Annotated in this window: 17 protein-coding genes and 1 tRNA gene; 12 read left to right on the plus strand and 6 right to left on the minus strand. The window is 66.7% G+C overall.

Features of this window, described 5'->3' with window-relative positions; all coding sequences use genetic code 11:
* Positions 1-72 precede the first annotated feature (72 nt).
* Both Q0R23_RS18510 and Q0R23_RS09670 read right to left on the minus strand, forming a co-directional pair.
* On the minus strand, positions 73-258 hold the full coding sequence (locus Q0R23_RS18510; RefSeq protein WP_366520415.1) for a hypothetical protein: 186 nt from the start codon (positions 256-258) through the stop codon (positions 73-75).
* Between the two features lie 135 nt (positions 259-393).
* Positions 394-1071 (minus strand): SDR family NAD(P)-dependent oxidoreductase, encoded by a 678-nt coding sequence (locus Q0R23_RS09670; RefSeq protein ID WP_293912511.1) that lies wholly within the window; start codon positions 1069-1071, stop codon positions 394-396.
* A gap of 147 nt (positions 1072-1218) precedes the next feature.
* Between Q0R23_RS09670 and Q0R23_RS09675 the strand changes: the two genes are divergently transcribed.
* On the plus strand, positions 1219-1659 hold the full coding sequence (locus Q0R23_RS09675) for an NUDIX domain-containing protein (protein WP_293912512.1): 441 nt from the start codon (positions 1219-1221) through the stop codon (positions 1657-1659).
* Positions 1656-2384: an SDR family NAD(P)-dependent oxidoreductase gene (locus Q0R23_RS09680; protein WP_293912513.1), complete on the plus strand. Its 729-nt coding sequence runs from the start codon at positions 1656-1658 to the stop codon at positions 2382-2384. The genes Q0R23_RS09675 and Q0R23_RS09680 overlap by 4 nt, the downstream gene beginning before the upstream one ends.
* 119 nt (positions 2385-2503) lie before the next feature.
* Here Q0R23_RS09680 and Q0R23_RS09685 read toward each other — a convergent pair whose 3' ends face one another.
* Positions 2504-3022: a YbaY family lipoprotein gene (locus Q0R23_RS09685; RefSeq protein ID WP_293912514.1), complete on the minus strand. Its 519-nt coding sequence runs from the start codon at positions 3020-3022 to the stop codon at positions 2504-2506.
* Positions 3023-3149: 127 nt separating this feature from the next.
* Here Q0R23_RS09685 and Q0R23_RS09690 point away from each other — a divergent pair, with 127 nt between their 5' ends.
* The 6 genes from Q0R23_RS09690 to Q0R23_RS09715 all read left to right on the plus strand — a co-directional run bounded on the left by Q0R23_RS09690 (position 3150) and on the right by Q0R23_RS09715 (position 6743).
* Positions 3150-3749: a DNA-3-methyladenine glycosylase 2 family protein gene (locus tag Q0R23_RS09690; RefSeq protein WP_293912516.1), complete on the plus strand. Its 600-nt coding sequence runs from the start codon at positions 3150-3152 to the stop codon at positions 3747-3749.
* Positions 3750-3876: 127 nt separating this feature from the next.
* On the plus strand, positions 3877-4572 hold the full coding sequence (locus Q0R23_RS09695; protein WP_293912518.1) for a Crp/Fnr family transcriptional regulator: 696 nt from the start codon (positions 3877-3879) through the stop codon (positions 4570-4572).
* Between the two features lie 5 nt (positions 4573-4577).
* Positions 4578-4853: a hypothetical protein gene (locus Q0R23_RS09700; RefSeq protein WP_293912520.1), complete on the plus strand. Its 276-nt coding sequence runs from the start codon at positions 4578-4580 to the stop codon at positions 4851-4853.
* A 102-nt stretch (positions 4854-4955) separates the two neighbouring features.
* Entirely contained in the window at positions 4956-5849 is an 894-nt protein-coding gene (mqnP, locus tag Q0R23_RS09705) for a menaquinone biosynthesis prenyltransferase MqnP (RefSeq protein ID WP_293912522.1), read from the plus strand.
* Positions 5831-6109 carry a hypothetical protein gene (locus Q0R23_RS09710; protein WP_293912524.1) on the plus strand — a complete coding sequence of 93 codons (279 nt, stop codon included), beginning with the start codon at positions 5831-5833 and terminating at the stop codon, positions 6107-6109. The genes mqnP and Q0R23_RS09710 overlap by 19 nt, the downstream gene beginning before the upstream one ends.
* Positions 6110-6302: 193 nt before the next feature.
* Positions 6303-6743: a hypothetical protein gene (locus Q0R23_RS09715; RefSeq protein ID WP_293912526.1), complete on the plus strand. Its 441-nt coding sequence runs from the start codon at positions 6303-6305 to the stop codon at positions 6741-6743.
* Between the two features lie 486 nt (positions 6744-7229).
* Here Q0R23_RS09715 and Q0R23_RS09720 read toward each other — a convergent pair whose 3' ends face one another.
* On the minus strand, positions 7230-7751 hold the full coding sequence (locus Q0R23_RS09720; RefSeq protein ID WP_293912528.1) for a MarR family transcriptional regulator: 522 nt from the start codon (positions 7749-7751) through the stop codon (positions 7230-7232).
* Positions 7752-7923: 172 nt separating this feature from the next.
* Between Q0R23_RS09720 and Q0R23_RS09725 the strand changes: the two genes are divergently transcribed.
* The 4 genes from Q0R23_RS09725 to Q0R23_RS09740 all read left to right on the plus strand — a co-directional run bounded on the left by Q0R23_RS09725 (position 7924) and on the right by Q0R23_RS09740 (position 13239).
* On the plus strand, positions 7924-9573 hold the full coding sequence (locus Q0R23_RS09725) for an ABC transporter ATP-binding protein (protein ID WP_293912530.1): 1650 nt from the start codon (positions 7924-7926) through the stop codon (positions 9571-9573).
* Positions 9570-10628, plus strand: coding sequence for an ABC transporter permease (locus Q0R23_RS09730; protein WP_293912532.1), 1059 nt, complete (start codon positions 9570-9572; stop codon positions 10626-10628). The genes Q0R23_RS09725 and Q0R23_RS09730 overlap by 4 nt, the downstream gene beginning before the upstream one ends.
* Positions 10629-10834: 206 nt before the next feature.
* Positions 10835-11710 carry an ABC transporter permease gene (locus Q0R23_RS09735; protein WP_293912534.1) on the plus strand — a complete coding sequence of 292 codons (876 nt, stop codon included), beginning with the start codon at positions 10835-10837 and terminating at the stop codon, positions 11708-11710.
* 362 nt (positions 11711-12072) lie between these two features.
* Entirely contained in the window at positions 12073-13239 is a 1167-nt protein-coding gene (locus Q0R23_RS09740) for a BMP family ABC transporter substrate-binding protein (protein ID WP_293912536.1), read from the plus strand.
* 165 nt (positions 13240-13404) lie between these two features.
* On the opposite strand, the gene Q0R23_RS09745 is transcribed toward Q0R23_RS09740, so the two are convergent.
* Together Q0R23_RS09745 and Q0R23_RS09750 are read right to left on the minus strand one after the other, a co-directional pair.
* Positions 13405-13489: transfer RNA gene (locus Q0R23_RS09745), tRNA-Leu, on the minus strand.
* Between the two features lie 98 nt (positions 13490-13587).
* Positions 13588-13911, minus strand: a 324-nt coding sequence (locus tag Q0R23_RS09750) for an enoyl-CoA hydratase-related protein (protein WP_293912538.1), incomplete at its 5' end; no start/stop codon positions are given.

Consider the following 13911-nt stretch of genomic DNA (forward strand, 5'->3'; position numbering starts at 1 on the left):
CGTGCTGGCCAGCATTGGTCACGTTCAGGAGCTGCTGGTATGGCGGCCCTTCGTGCGGGTTCAGCTTCGTCCTCACGCCCACTCCAGTTTCACCCGCTGCGCCACCGTGCTTTTCCGGTTCCCCATTTCTGAGTTGCACCCGGCGGCGAATCCCGCCAGCGGCATAATCAGCTCCGAGGGAATCGGCGCAAACAGGTTCTCGATCAGCATCAGGAACGCCAGGCCGGGATAGCCCAGGCTTTCGAGCAGGTTCTGCATTCACTGGATCATGCGGTTTCGGGTACGGCTGAAAGGACCATATCTGCCCAGCATGCCATATCTGCCCAGCACGTCAGTCGCTTGAGGGCTCTGAGATGTGCCCTGCCTAAATCGGCTTCACTGCTCTCCGCCAGTCTATTTCTCCGGATAGACCTTCAGCTCGGTCAGGTGCGCCCGCGCCGGGCGGGTAATGGCGTGGGCCAGCGTCTGGGCCAGGGCACGCGGGTCGATGGTGTCTTCCCAGGGCAATCCCGCCTCGCGGTTGGCCGGGGTGTCGATGGCGCCCATCGGGTAGAGGGTCAGCGTGGTGACGCCCCTAGCCTTGAGTTCGTCGTGCAGGCTCAGCAGGTAGGCGGCCACGGCGGCCTTGCTGGCGGTGTAGAGCGCGGCGCGGGGGCCACTCATGCGGGCGGCCTGCCCCGCCGAGACGCCGATAATCATGCCTTCCTTTTGCTTGAGCATGGACGGCAGGGTGCCCTGCACGGCGTGAAAGAGGGTCTGCATGTTGGCGCCGAACAGCGTCTGGTAGTCCTTCTCGCTGGCCTTGTGGGCGTCCTGGCTGCTGAAGGTGCCCGCCGTATGAATCAGCACGTCGGCCTTGTGCTTTTTCAGGATGTCCACGCTACCTGGGTCCGTTAAATCCAGGTCCAGCGCCGCCTTGGCGGGAAAGCGGTCCTCGGCCCGCGTCAGCGCCTCACCGCGCCCCACCAGGATGAGTTCGGCGCCCGCGTCGATGAGTTCCTGCGCGATGGCCGTGGCGAGGGCGCCGCCTGCCCCGGTGAGCATGATGGTGGTTCCGCTGAGCTTGGCCATGTGCGTAGCCTACCCGGAAACGGGCGCGGGGGCGTTGAGGGGGGCTTGTGGGAAGCGGGGAGTGGGGAGCGGGGAGTTGGGAGTGGGAAGTGGGCAGGGCGAGGGCGGCTACACGCTCCGGGGGGATCAGGAGCTAGGCTGCGCCTCATGAGTGACGCTTCTGTGGTTCCGGTTCGCCCGCTGCTGTGTGTGGGGGCGCTGGTGCGCTCTCCCAGCGGTTACCTGATCGTGCAGACGACCAAGTGGCGCGGCTCGTGGGGTGTGCCGGGCGGCAAGGTCGACTACGGCGAGTCGCTGGTGCAGGCCGTGAAGCGTGAGTTTCTGGAAGAGGTCGGTCTGACGTTGCGAGGCGTTCGTTACGCCCAGATGCAGGAGGCCATCGACTCGCCGGAATTTTACAAGAATTCGCACATGCTCCTGCTGGACTTTCTGGCCGAGACGGAGGGCAGCGAGGTCACGCCCAACGAGGAGATCGTGCAGTGGGCCTGGGTCAGCCTGGAGGCGGCGCTGACGTATCCGCTCAACTCGTATACCCGAACATTGATTGAGTTGGCGCAGCGTGAATTGGGAGTGCGGGAGGGCTTTTGACCGTCCAGCCGCAACTTTACGCGGCCCTGGTGACCGGCGCGGCGCGGGGCATCGGGCGCGGCGTGGCGCTGGCCCTGGCGCAGCGCGGCTACTCAGTGGGCATCCACTACCGGGGCAGCCTGGACGACGCCCAGGAGACGGCCCGCCTGTGCCGCGAGTTCGGCGTGCCATCGGACGTGTTCCCGGCTGACCTGACCGACTCTGCCGAGGCCGACGCCCTGATCCACTGGGCACAGACCCGTTTCGGCCTGCCGCTGGGCGTGCTGGTCAACGTGGTCGGCAATTATGTCCACAAGCGCTGGGACGAACTCGGCGACGAGCAGTGGCGCGACATGTTCGCCAGCAACCTGGACGCCGCGTTCTACACCTGCCGCGCCGCCGTGCCGCAGATGCGCGCTCAGGGCTACGGGCGCATCGTCAACTTCGGCTACGCGGGGGCCGGAAACCTGCTGGCGCGGCCCGGCATCCTGCCCTACGCGGCGGCCAAGGCGGGCGTGACCTTGCTCACCAAGGCCATCGCCCGCAGCGAGGCGGCGCACGGTATTAGCGCCAACGTGGTGTCGCCCGGCGTCATCGAAACCTCGGTCAGCCAGCCGCTGTCCGAAATTCCGGCGGGGCGGCTGGGCAGCGTGCTGGAGGTCGCCCAGGCGGTCATGACCTTCGTGGAGGCCAGCGAGTACCTCACCGGGCAGGTGCTGGAAGTGTCGGGCGCCTGGAATCTGTAGCAGCCCGAATGATCTCGTCATTTGGTGGCGGGAGTATTCAGGCTGCTCAGGATGAGAAAAACATTCGATTAAAATGTGCATTGGTTAAAGAGCGGTTATCTGGTGCGCCCAGCCAGGACTCAGCGGGCCGGGCTCACCTGCACGTCGGCCAGGATGCGTTTGGCCGCCGGGTTGATGCGGTACTGGGTCGCGTTGGCGTAGATGACCCGTCCGGAGCTGTCCACGACCTGCACCTGCACGGCGTAGTTGCCGCTGGCCGTGAACCTGCGCGGGCTGGAGACCACCTGGTAGCTGACCGGCAGCGAGCGGCTGGGAAAGCTGGTGTCGATGGTGGCCGCGCCCGTGCGGCTCAGGTCGCGCAGCGCCACCGTGACGCGGCTGCCCGCTGGCAGGTCCACGCGCCCGGCGCCTGCGCTGACGCGGCCCCGCACGTCGATCCAATCGGCGGGAATCGCCTCGTTGACGAAGGCGGGGACGGTGCGCCGACCGGTGGGCGCGGGCTGGACTGGCGCCGGTTGAACCGGTGCTGGCCTGGGCGCGGGCTTGGTGATGGTCACGCCGTTGATGACGGTCTGGGCCTGGGCGGTGATCGGCAGCGCCAGCAGCGCGGCGAGAGCGAAACGTGAAACGGTCTTCATGACAACAGGGTATACGGTTCGGGGCCGCCTGGTGCTGCCCGGTCTGCCTCGCGGCGTTCACCGATGCGTCAGGAAGCCGTCAGACAGGAGGCCAGGTGATCAGGGCAGGCTGCGCCATACTGGCTCCATGACCCTGAGCGGCGCCCCCCTGCCCGACGCCCACCGCGAACTCGCCCACGACCCGGCGCTGCTGCCGCTGCTGGGGGCCGGTCCACTGGCCCATCTGCCCCCGGCTGCCGACCCCTTCGCCTCGCTGATCCGCAGCGTCAACGGCCAGCAGCTTTCAGTGGCGGCGGCGGCGGCGATTGCCGGGCGGCTGGCGGCGGCCACCGAGAACTTCAGCCCGGCGCTGATCGCCTCAGCCAGACCCGAAGACCTGCGCGGCCTGGGGTTGTCGTGGGCCAAGGTCCGGACCGTCCAGGCCATAGCGGCGGCGGCCCAGAGCGGCGAGATCGACTTCGCGCACCTGGCCGAGCTGAGCGACGAGGCCGTCATCAGGGCGCTGATTCCGCTGCCTGGCATCGGGAGATGGACCGCCGAGATGTTCCTGATCTTCGGCCTGGGGCGCCCCGACGTGTTCAGCTTCGGTGATCTGGCGCTGCGCAAAGCCCTGGAGAAACATTACCCCGGCCAGGATCACGCCGCCACCGTCCAGAGCTGGTCGCCGCACCGCAGCTACGCCGCCCGGCTGCTGTGGCGCACCTTCCACGTCACGCCCGCCGTCTGAGGGGAGTAGCCCGCGCCGGTAGACTGTGTTCAGCCGGTAGACTGTGTTCAACTGACGACCTTGCAAGCGAAACGTCGGGCTGGCCCCCGGTTTCCAGTCTGCCTTGTGGGGTAAACTGACCGTAATCATGAATTATCCGAGCCTGGTATGGCACCTCAAGCGCACCGAGCTGTTCGCAGACCTGGAACTGGCCGAGCTTGAACGGGTTGCCACCACGACGCCTTACCGCTCCTACCAGGCGGGCGAGGTCATCTACCGCATGGACGACCCGGCGGACGCGCTGTACTTCGTGCGCTCCGGCCTGGTCAAGATCAGCAAGCTGTTTCCCAACGGCAAGGAAGCCATCCTGAGCGTGGTCGGCCAGCACGACACCTTCGGCGAGCTGCTGCTGCAACCCGAAGAGCGGCGCCCCACCCAGGCCGAGGCGCTGGAGCGCACCACATTGATCGTGCTGCCGCGCGGCGAGCTGCAAAAACTGCTCGACGCCAAGCACGACCTGGCCATGAAGCTCATCCGCATGATGGCCGCCCGGCTGTTCGAGGCCCAGGCCTGGACGGCGGAAGTCAGCGCCTACAGCGCCCCGGAGCGCGTCGCCAGTTTGCTGTACCGCCTGGCCCGCGAGTTCGGGCGCCCGCATCCGCAGGGCGTGGAGCTGAGCCTGAAGCTCAACCAGGAAGACATCGCCCGGATGGTCGGCGCCACCCGCGAAACGGTGAGTCACAGCCTGAGCAAGCTCAAGCACGAGGGTGCCATCGTCCGGCCCCGCACGCCGATCATCGTGCGGATGGACGCCTTGAAGCGCTACATCGAATCCAGCGAATAACCGAAGTGAGCCAGCCACAGCACGTTCATTATGTTGAAGGCAAATCGGACGGCGCTGAGGCGGCGCTGCGGACCTTCATGGCTGGCCTGAGCGCCCTACCGGGCCTGCTCGACGCCTGCCTGCTGGCCTCGCCTGCCCAGCCGGGGCTGTGGCTGCTCGAAAGCCGCTGGCAGGGGCCGCTGCCGGAGCTGAGTGTGCCGGAAGGGTTCAAGCATTGGAGTTTTGAGGTGAGGGCGTGGGTGGTGGGGATTGTACCTGCCTCAATAAGTCTGGAGCGCTGAGCAGGCGTCCAGTCAGGCCCGATCTCCAAACGCTCACTGAACCCTGGTCGGCGACTTCGGGGCCTTCTACCTTCCCCCTCCAGGGCGTACCATACCGTCACTGTGAACGTCCCCGCCGCCCGCCCCACGCTCAAAACCTACCTGAACCTCGTCAAGTTCGAGCACACCGTCTTCGCGCTGCCGTTCGCCTACGCGGGGTTGCTGCTGGCCGCGATGCAGTTTCGGGGTACGGGCTGGCCGGGCCTGGCTACCTTGATCTGGGTCACGCTGGCGATGGCCGGTGCCCGCACGGCGGCGATGGGCGCCAACCGGGTCATTGACAGCGCCATCGACGCCCGTAACCCGCGCACGGCGGGCCGCGAGGTGCCCAGCGGCAAGGTCAGCCCGGCGCAGGCGTGGGGATTGGTGGTGCTCAGCCTGCTGGTCATGGGCGTGGCGGCGGCGCAACTCAACCCGTTGTGCCTGGCGCTGATGCCTGTTGCTGTCATCTTCCTGATCGGCTATCCGTACATCAAGCGCTTCTCGTGGCTGTGTCACGTCTGGCTGGGCGTCACCGACGGCGCGGCGGCGGCGGGCGGCTGGATCGCCGTGACAGGCCGCTTCGACGCGGGCGCCTGGATTCTGTGGGCCATCGTGATTTTCTGGATGGTCGGGCTGGACACCATCTACGCCACTATGGACTACGATTTTGACCGCCAGCACGGCATCAGGAGTATTCCCGCCCGCTTCGGCATTCCGCTGTCCCTCAACATCGCCGCCGTCAGCCACGCGCTCACCTTCGCGCTGCTCCTGACGCTGGGCATCGTGCTGGGAAGTAGTTTCTGGTACTTCCTGGCCGTGCTGGTCATGGGCGGCATTCTGCTCTACGAGCACCGCCTGGTGCGCCCCGACGACCTGACGCGGGCCAACGTCGCCTTCTTCGATGCGAATATGTACCTGGCCCTGACCATGCTGGCCGGAGTGGTCGCGGACGTGGCGTGGCGCACCCTGCGCTGACTTTGATTCCCGCCGAGGCCATTCGGACGTTTGCCGACGGTGACGACTACGCCGCGTTGAACCTGCTGCGCCGTGCCCGCGATTCCCAGCCGCTGCACTCGCCGGGCTGGGCCTACCTGGAACGGGTGGTGGGCCTGGTCCTCATTCACCTTCAGCGCGAGGTGGAAGGCACCTTCGCCCTGGAGCGCGCTGACCCGCTGCTGGACGGTGTGGGCTGGCCGAGGCTGAGCCTGGAGGAAGTGATGGGGAGTGGGGAGTAGGAGGTGGGGAGTGGGAAGTAGGCACGGCGAAGCGAGCCTTTCCCGCGCCCCGCGCCCCGCCCCCCATTGGACCGACAAAGCCCCCGAACGCTGTTCCCACTCCCCACTCCCCACCCGCCCACTACCCGCGCCCTCATCTCTTCCCACAAGCCACGAGCCACAAGCCCGCCGCCCAGCGGCGTACAATCCCTTCATGCTGGAAACGTCCGTCGAGGACTTCGTATCGCGCTACCGCACCGACGCCGCCGAGGGCGAACTCTACCCGCAACCGGAAGGCAGCCCGCTGATGGAATTCGTCTCCGGGGGCCGGGCGCTGTACCTGTTTGACCGCACCGGGCCGTACACCGCCAGGCCAGGCCCGGCCCGCGTCATCGTCCACGCCATCCTGAGCGCCTTCGAGCGGTTGGAAGCGGGCGCCCAGACGAACGTACAGACCAAGCTCAGCCTGGTCGGCGTCTCCGGGGCGCAGGGCGTGGGGCAGGTCACGCGCCTGGTGTCGGCCTACACGGTGGTGGTGGGTGCCCGGCTACCGCTGGTGCTCTCCAGCTTCACACGGTTGCCCGCGCTGAAAGTCGGCGACTGGCTCAGCTTCGAGACCCAGCCGCCGCTGCACGGCTTTTTAGTACCGGACTAAACTGGGAACACAGCGGTCTTTCACATGCGGAAACTGGTCATCCTGAGTGAAATGAAGGATCTCGTCCTCAAACAGCGAGATCCTTCATTGCGTTCAGGATGATAACTATATGGTGTGGAATTGAATTGATGCTCGGCTATTTCGGTGCTGTGGTGCTGACCCCTCTACCTGGGGAAGAGTCGCAGACCTGAGGAGTGGCGTGCCCAGGCGCGTTCTTGGGCAGAACGGACTGTCGTCGTGAACGGACTGTCGTCATGAGCGGACACCCATGAGGGTGCCATTCCTCCCCATGAGGACGCCACTCCTCCCCCTGGGGACGCCTGCCCGCTCCGTCCACGACGAGTGCTTGCAGAGGGGTGCTGCGAAGCAGCGGGGTGAGTCGCAGACCTGCTTGCAGAGGGGACCACCGGGCGGCGTTCCCGCTAAATGCGTAAGATTCTTTTTAATCTTGTGTGACAACACTCTTCTACAGGCAACTTCACACGTTCACAACACCTCGCCCACTTCTTCTTGCTCCTCCAGCTTCGCCAGCAATTTAAACGCGATGCGCTCCAGATCGGCCCGGTCCTGCTCGTCGAGCACGGCGAACAGCTCGGTTTCGTTGTTCAGGTGAGTCGGCAACAAGTGATCGGCCAGGTTCAGGCCGCGCGGGGTCAGGCGCACGAAGGCGCTGCGGCGGTCCTGCTCGTTGATGACCCGCTCGGCCAGGCCGCGCCCGCGCAGGTTGCCGATGCGGTTGGTGATGCTCGCCCCCGTCAGGGCGGTCAGTCCGGCCAGCTCGGCAGGCGTCAGGCCCGCTTCCGGGGCGCTGCGGCGCAGGGTGATGAGCAGGTCCCAGGTGGCGGCGTTGAGGCCGGAGTCGCGGTGCGTGCGCTCGACCTGCCGGGCCAGCGCGGCTTGCAGGCGGGTAATCAGCAGATAGGTCAGCATCGGGCGGGCGTTTAGGCCGGGGCGGACCCGCTGCCAGTCGGCCTGAATGCGCCTGAGCAGCGCCGGAGTGGAGGACATGGGGACCGTTATAGCAAAGTCGGCCTGGGCGCCGGGCGCCGCTGCTCAACCGGGGCCAGTTGAGGCTGGGCAACCCCACTTCACCCCGGCGGGCCGCCAAGCCGCTACAGTCTGAAAGCAGGTGGAGCCAGACCTACACCACTTCCCGCTTTCCCGCATCACAGGAGCCGACTTGACCCCCGACCTCACTTCAGTGCCCGTGCTCGAACTGCGCGGCGTCACCAAACGCTTTCCCGGCGTGGTCGCCAACGACAACGTGAACCTGAGCCTGTTCGCGGGCGAGGTGCTGGCTCTGCTCGGTGAGAACGGCGCGGGCAAATCCACCGTCATCTCGGTGATGTACGGCCTGCAACGCCCCGACGAGGGCCAGGTGCTGGTAAACGGCCAGGCGGTGACGATCGCCAGCCCGGCCAGTGCGCTGAAACTCGGTATCGGGCTGGTGCCGCAGCACCCGATGCTGGTCGCGCGGCATACCGTGGCCGAGAACCTGGCGCTGGGCCATCAGCTACCGGGGCAGGGCAGCGGCCTGTTTCCGGCGCGGCGGGTGGCCGGGCGCATCCGCGAGCTGTCGCAACGCTACGGGCTGAACGTGGACCCGAACGCCCGCGTGTCACAGCTCTCGCCCGGCGAGAAACAGCGCGTCGAGATTTTGCGTTCGCTGCTGCGCGGTGTCCAGGTGCTGATTCTCGATGAGCCGACCAGCGTGCTCACGCCGCAGGAAGTGCAGGGGCTGTTTCAGGTGATGCGCGAACTCAAACGAGGTGGCAAGAGCCTGATCTTCATTTCGCACAAGCTCGGCGAGGTGCTGGAGATCACCGACCGGGTGACGGTCCTGCGCCGGGGCAAGGTCACCGGCAACGCGCCCACGGCGGGGGCCAGCCGACGAAGCCTGGCCGAGATGATGGTGGGCCGCACGGTGAGTTTTGACCGCAAGCGCCAGACCCCATCAGAACTGTCGCCATCAGAACTGTCACCATCAGAACTGTCGCCTTCCAACCTGGACACGGCGCCCGTTCGCCTCTCGCTGCGCGGCCTGAGCGCCTTGTCGAGCCGGGGGTTGCCTGCCCTGCGCGGGGTGAACCTCGATCTGCGGGCCGGTGAGATCGTCGGGGTGGCGGGCGTGGCGGGCAACGGCCAGAGCGAGCTTATCGAGGTGCTCTCAGGGCTGTGCCCGCTCCAGTCGGGGCGTATCGAACTCGACGGCGAGGCGCACGCCAGCGGGGCACGCCACATCTTCGAGTCGGGCGTGGCGCACATCCCCGAAGACCGCATCCACATGGGCACCGTGCCGAGCATGTCGGTGGCCGAGAACCTGGCGCTGCGCGACTACGCCCGCGCCCCGCTGGCCCGCGCTGGCGTGCGCGACCTGGGCGCCCAGGCCAGCCGCGCACGCGAGGAGGTCACGGCTTACGAGATCAGCACGCCCGGTGTGGACACGCCCTCGCGTTCGCTGTCGGGCGGCAACATCCAGAAGATCATCCTGGCCCGCGAGCTGCGCGGCCAGGCCCGGCTGATCCTGGCCGCGCATCCGACCTACGGGCTGGACATCGGCGCCACCGAGCAGGTCCACGCCGCGCTGCTTTCTGCTGCGGAGCGCGGCGCCTCGGTGCTGCTGGTCAGCGAGGACCTCGACGAGCTGCTGGCCCTGTCCGACCGCATTGCGGTGATGTACCACGGCGAGCTGCTGGGGCCGTACAGCGCCGAGCAGGCCACCCGCGAGGGCCTGGGCCTGCTGATGGCGGGCGGGGAAGCCAATTCGGACGGCTTGCCCCACGGCGCCGGGCCGGGCGACCTAGTGGAAAGTGCTGGGGCGAGTCTGTGATCCGCTTCGACCCCATCAGCGACGTGCCGCGCAGCCGGGTCGTCTGGGTGACGTTGGTGGCGCTGCTGGTGGCGCTCTTTATCGCCGGGCTGGTCTTCGTGGCAGCGGGCACTAACCCCTTGGAGGCGTACAGCACCATGCTGCGCGGCACGGTGGCCGACTGGAGCGGCTGGTCGGAGGTGCTGCGCCGAGCAGCCCCGCTGCTGCTGATCGGCGTGGGCCTGACGCTGGCGATTCGTGCCCAGTTCTTCAACATCGGCGGCGAGGGACAACTCCTCCTGGGTGCCGTCGCGGCGGGCGGCGTGGCGCTGTTCACGCCGATTGCGCCCGCGCTGATGATGGTCGCCATGTTCGTCGGCGGGGCATTGGCGGGCGGACTGTGGGCGCTGCTGGCGGCCTTCCTGCGGGTCCGGCTGCGCGTCAACGAAATTCTCAGCACGCTGATGCTCAACTACGTCGCCGCCTCCCTGGTGGTCTACCTCATCAACGGCCCCTGGAAAGGCGAAAAGGTGCGCGGTTTCATCTACACCGACGATTTTCCGGCCTACGCGCAACTGCCCACGCTGGGCGACACCCAGGTCGGCTGGCCCACGCTCGTGCTGGGCGCGGCGTTGGCGGTGGCCCTCCAGTGGTTTCTGGGCCGCAGCACGGGCGGCTTCGAGCTGCGCGTGGTCGGCGAGAACGCTGCGGCGGCGCGGTACGCGGGCATCAGCGTGGCCAGCGTGATCTACCGCATGGCGCTCATCACGGGCGGCGCGGCGGGCCTGGCGGGCGTGGGCGAGGTGGCGGGCATTCACCACAAGCTGCTGGAGCCCGGCCAGATCTCGTCCGGCTACGGGTTTACCGCCGTCATCGTGGCCTGGCTGGCACGCGGCAACCCGGCCCTGTGCCTGGTCACGGCGCCGCTGATGGGCATTATTCTGGCGGGCGGCGACGTGCTCAAAATCAACATGAACCTGCCGTTTCGCATCACCGACGTCTTTTCCGGCGTGATGCTGATGTGCCTGATCGCCAGCGAGGTCTTCGTGAAAAACAGGGTGCGGTGGGGGAGGTGAGGGGGCTTGTGGCTTGTGGGGAAAGATGGGGGAGTGGGATGTGGGGAGTGGGAAAGAGGTGGACTGAAACTGAAGTTTCTTCGACTGGGACGCGCTCTTTTGTCACTTCGCCTTGATGGGCGAGGTTGGGTGGGCAGCGGCTTGAACGATTTACCTCCTGCCCACAAGCCACACGCTATACGCCACACGCCCTCCGAAGGAGCCCCATGGACGAACTGATCAATGCCCTCCTGCGTGCGCTGGCCTTCGGCACGCCGCTGCTGCTGGCCTCGCTGGGCGCCGTCATCAACGAGCGGGCCGGGGTGGTCAACCTGGGCGTTGAGGGCATGATGGCCCTGGGCGCCCTGGCGGGCTTCGCGGTGGCCTACGGTGACGGCACACCGGGCAGCGGCAACCTCTGGCTGGGCATTCTGGCGGCGGCGCTGGCGGGCGGCCTGGCGGCGCTGCTCCACGCCTTCGTGACCATCACGCTGCGGGCCAACCAGTTCGTTTCGGGCCTGAGCCTGACGCTGCTGGGCCTGGGCGTGGCCGGGCTGCTGGGCAAGCGCTACGAGGGGCTGCCGCTGACGGGTCAGCCGCCGCAGTGGCCGTTCACGGTGGGGGCCATCGTGCTGGCCGGGCTGCTGGCCTTCTGGCTGAGCAGCACCCGTGCGGGCCTGACCCTCAGATCGGTGGGCGAAAACCCCGCCGCCGCCGACGTGCTGGGCCTGAACGTGGGGGCCGTGCGCTACGGCGCGGTGGCCTTCGGGGGCGCCCTGGCCGGGCTGGCGGGCGCTTACCTGTCGCTGGTCTACCGGCCTTCGTGGACCGATGGCATGACCAACGGTCTGGGCTGGATCGCCGTGGCGCTGGTCATTTTCGTCGGCTGGAATCCGCTGCGGGCCATCTTCGGTTCGGTCTTCTTCGGGCTGCTGTACTACCTTCAGTTCCGGCTCCAGGGCAAGACCTTCATTCCCACCGAGGTCTTCTCGGCCATGCCCTACCTGCTGGTGATCGTGGTGCTGGGCGTCGCGGGTCTGCGCGGGCAGCAGGGCGCGGCGCCGGAGTCGCTGGGCAGGCCGTACACGCGGGGGGAGCGGTAGGGGTGGCTGGTGGCGCGTGGCCTGTGTGGCTGGTGGGAACGGCGAAGGTGTGGATAGGAGGGTTGCGTCCCACAGTCGTCAGAGGTTACTTCCCTTCAAGGGCCAAGTTTCGTCGGACTCAGCGGTATACTCAATGCTTCAGTAAACCCACGATCCAGTAAACCCATGATAACGCCGCTCACGCTGCCCGCAACGCCCCGCCCGGCGCCGATTTCGCATCGGACGTCGCCCACTGTGCGTTAAAATTAGAACATCGGACACCTGATCTGGCTGACCCGCCCTCAACCGTGAGCTGAAGATGTACTTTGTCTTCAAAATGGTTTACATTGAGCGTCACTTAACCCCTGCCCCGGAGGCGCCCCATGAAGAAATCCATCTCAAGTCTGATCACCCTCGCCCTGACCCTCACCGTTGCGGGCACCATGACGCAGGCGGGGGCGCAAGGCGCCAAGCTCAAAGCCTGCTTCATCTACGTCGGCCCGACGGGCGATATCGGCTGGACCTACGCGCACGATCAGGGTCGCCTGGCGGCCATGAAGGCGCTGCCCTGGCTGGAGACCAAGTACGTGGAATCGGTGCCCGAAGGCCAGGCCCTGCCCGCCATCGACAAGCTGGTCAAGGACGACTGCAAGGTCATTTTCACCACCAGCTTCGGTTACATGGACGACACCCTGGCCGCTGCCAAGAAGTACCCTGAGGTGATTTTCGCCCACGCGGCGGGCTTCAAGCGTGCGCCGAACATGGCGACGTTCATGGCCGACTTCTACCAGGTCTACTACCTCAACGGGCTGGTGGCGGGCGCCCTGAGCAAGAGCGGCAACATCGGTTTTGTCGGCACCTACCCGATTCCCGAACTCAAGCGCCACCTCTCGGCCTTCGCGCTGGGCGTCCGGGCGGCCAATCCCAAGGCCAACGTGAACGTCAAGTGGCTCAACTCCTGGTTCGACCCGGCCAAGACCCGCGAGGCCAGCGAGGCGCTGATCGCCGAGGGCGCCGACGTGCTGTCCAGCGCCGAGGACTCGGCCACCGGCGTGCAGACCGCCGGAGCCAAGAACATCCCGACCTTTACCCACTACAACCCGATGCTGAAATTCAGCCCGACTGATGTGGTCAGCGGCCATATCGTCCACTGGGACAAGATTTACATTGACTTTCTGAGTAAGGTCCACAGCGGCGCCTACACCACCAAAAACCTCGCCAACGTGGACTACTGGTGGCTGCTGAGCAAGGGCGCCGTGGAAATGGGCGCCGATATGGGCATGCCTTTTAACGCCAAGTTCGTGCCGCAGCTCAAGGCCGCCAAGATGATGGTCGGCGGCAAGCCTGTCAGCGTGTATGACCGCGTGGTGGCCCTGAACGCCGAGATGGTGGCGGGCGGCAAGTTCGACCCCTTCACCGGCCCGATCAAGGACCGCAGCGGCGTGCTGCGCGTACCGGCGGGCAAGGTCATGAGCATCGGCGACCTCAACGGCATGATCTGGGTGGCGCCGGGCATCAACGGTCAGGTGGCCGACGAGCCCAAGAAGTAAACGAACGCAGACAGAACAAGCGCAGACAGAACAGGCGCAAACAGAACAAGCGCAGACAGATCGGCGCCGGAGCACCGCTACTCCGGCGCTTTCGTCTGGGCTCCGGCGCCTTGCTGACGCTGCCAGACAGCAAAAACCCCCACATCGCTGCGGGGGTCAGGTGCGTGGTGCCGAGGAGGGGACTTGAACCCCTACGCCTTGCAGCGCTAGTCCCTGAAACTAGTGCGTCTACCGATTCCGCCACCTCGGCTCCCAGGGCTTCAGTAGAGTACAGGGCCGCTGCGGGCTTGTCAAGGCTGGGCCGGGGGTTCCGAAGTCTGTTCAGGGCTGCTCAGACCCGCGCCAAGGTCAAACCTTCTCATTCAGAAAGTCTGCCGCACGCCGCTGCCGGAAGGCCTCCACGCCCTCGCGATGTTCCCAGCTCAGGCCTGCCGCGTCTTGCAGGTGGGCCTCGCTCAGCAGCGCCTCGTCCAGCGTGCCGCTCATGGCCGCCTGGAGCGCCTGTTTGGTCAGCGCCAGCGCGGCGGCGGGGCGGGCCGCCAGCCGCTCGGCGTACGCCTGCACCTGGGCGGCGAAACCCTCGGCGGGGTACACCTGCTCGCACAGACCCAGCCGCAGCGCGTCTTCGGGGGCGACCTTCTCGGCAAAGGCCATCAGCTCGAAGGCCCGGTG

Source organism: Deinococcus sp. (assembly GCF_025362455.1).
Classification (GTDB): Bacteria; Deinococcota; Deinococci; order Deinococcales; family Deinococcaceae; genus Deinococcus.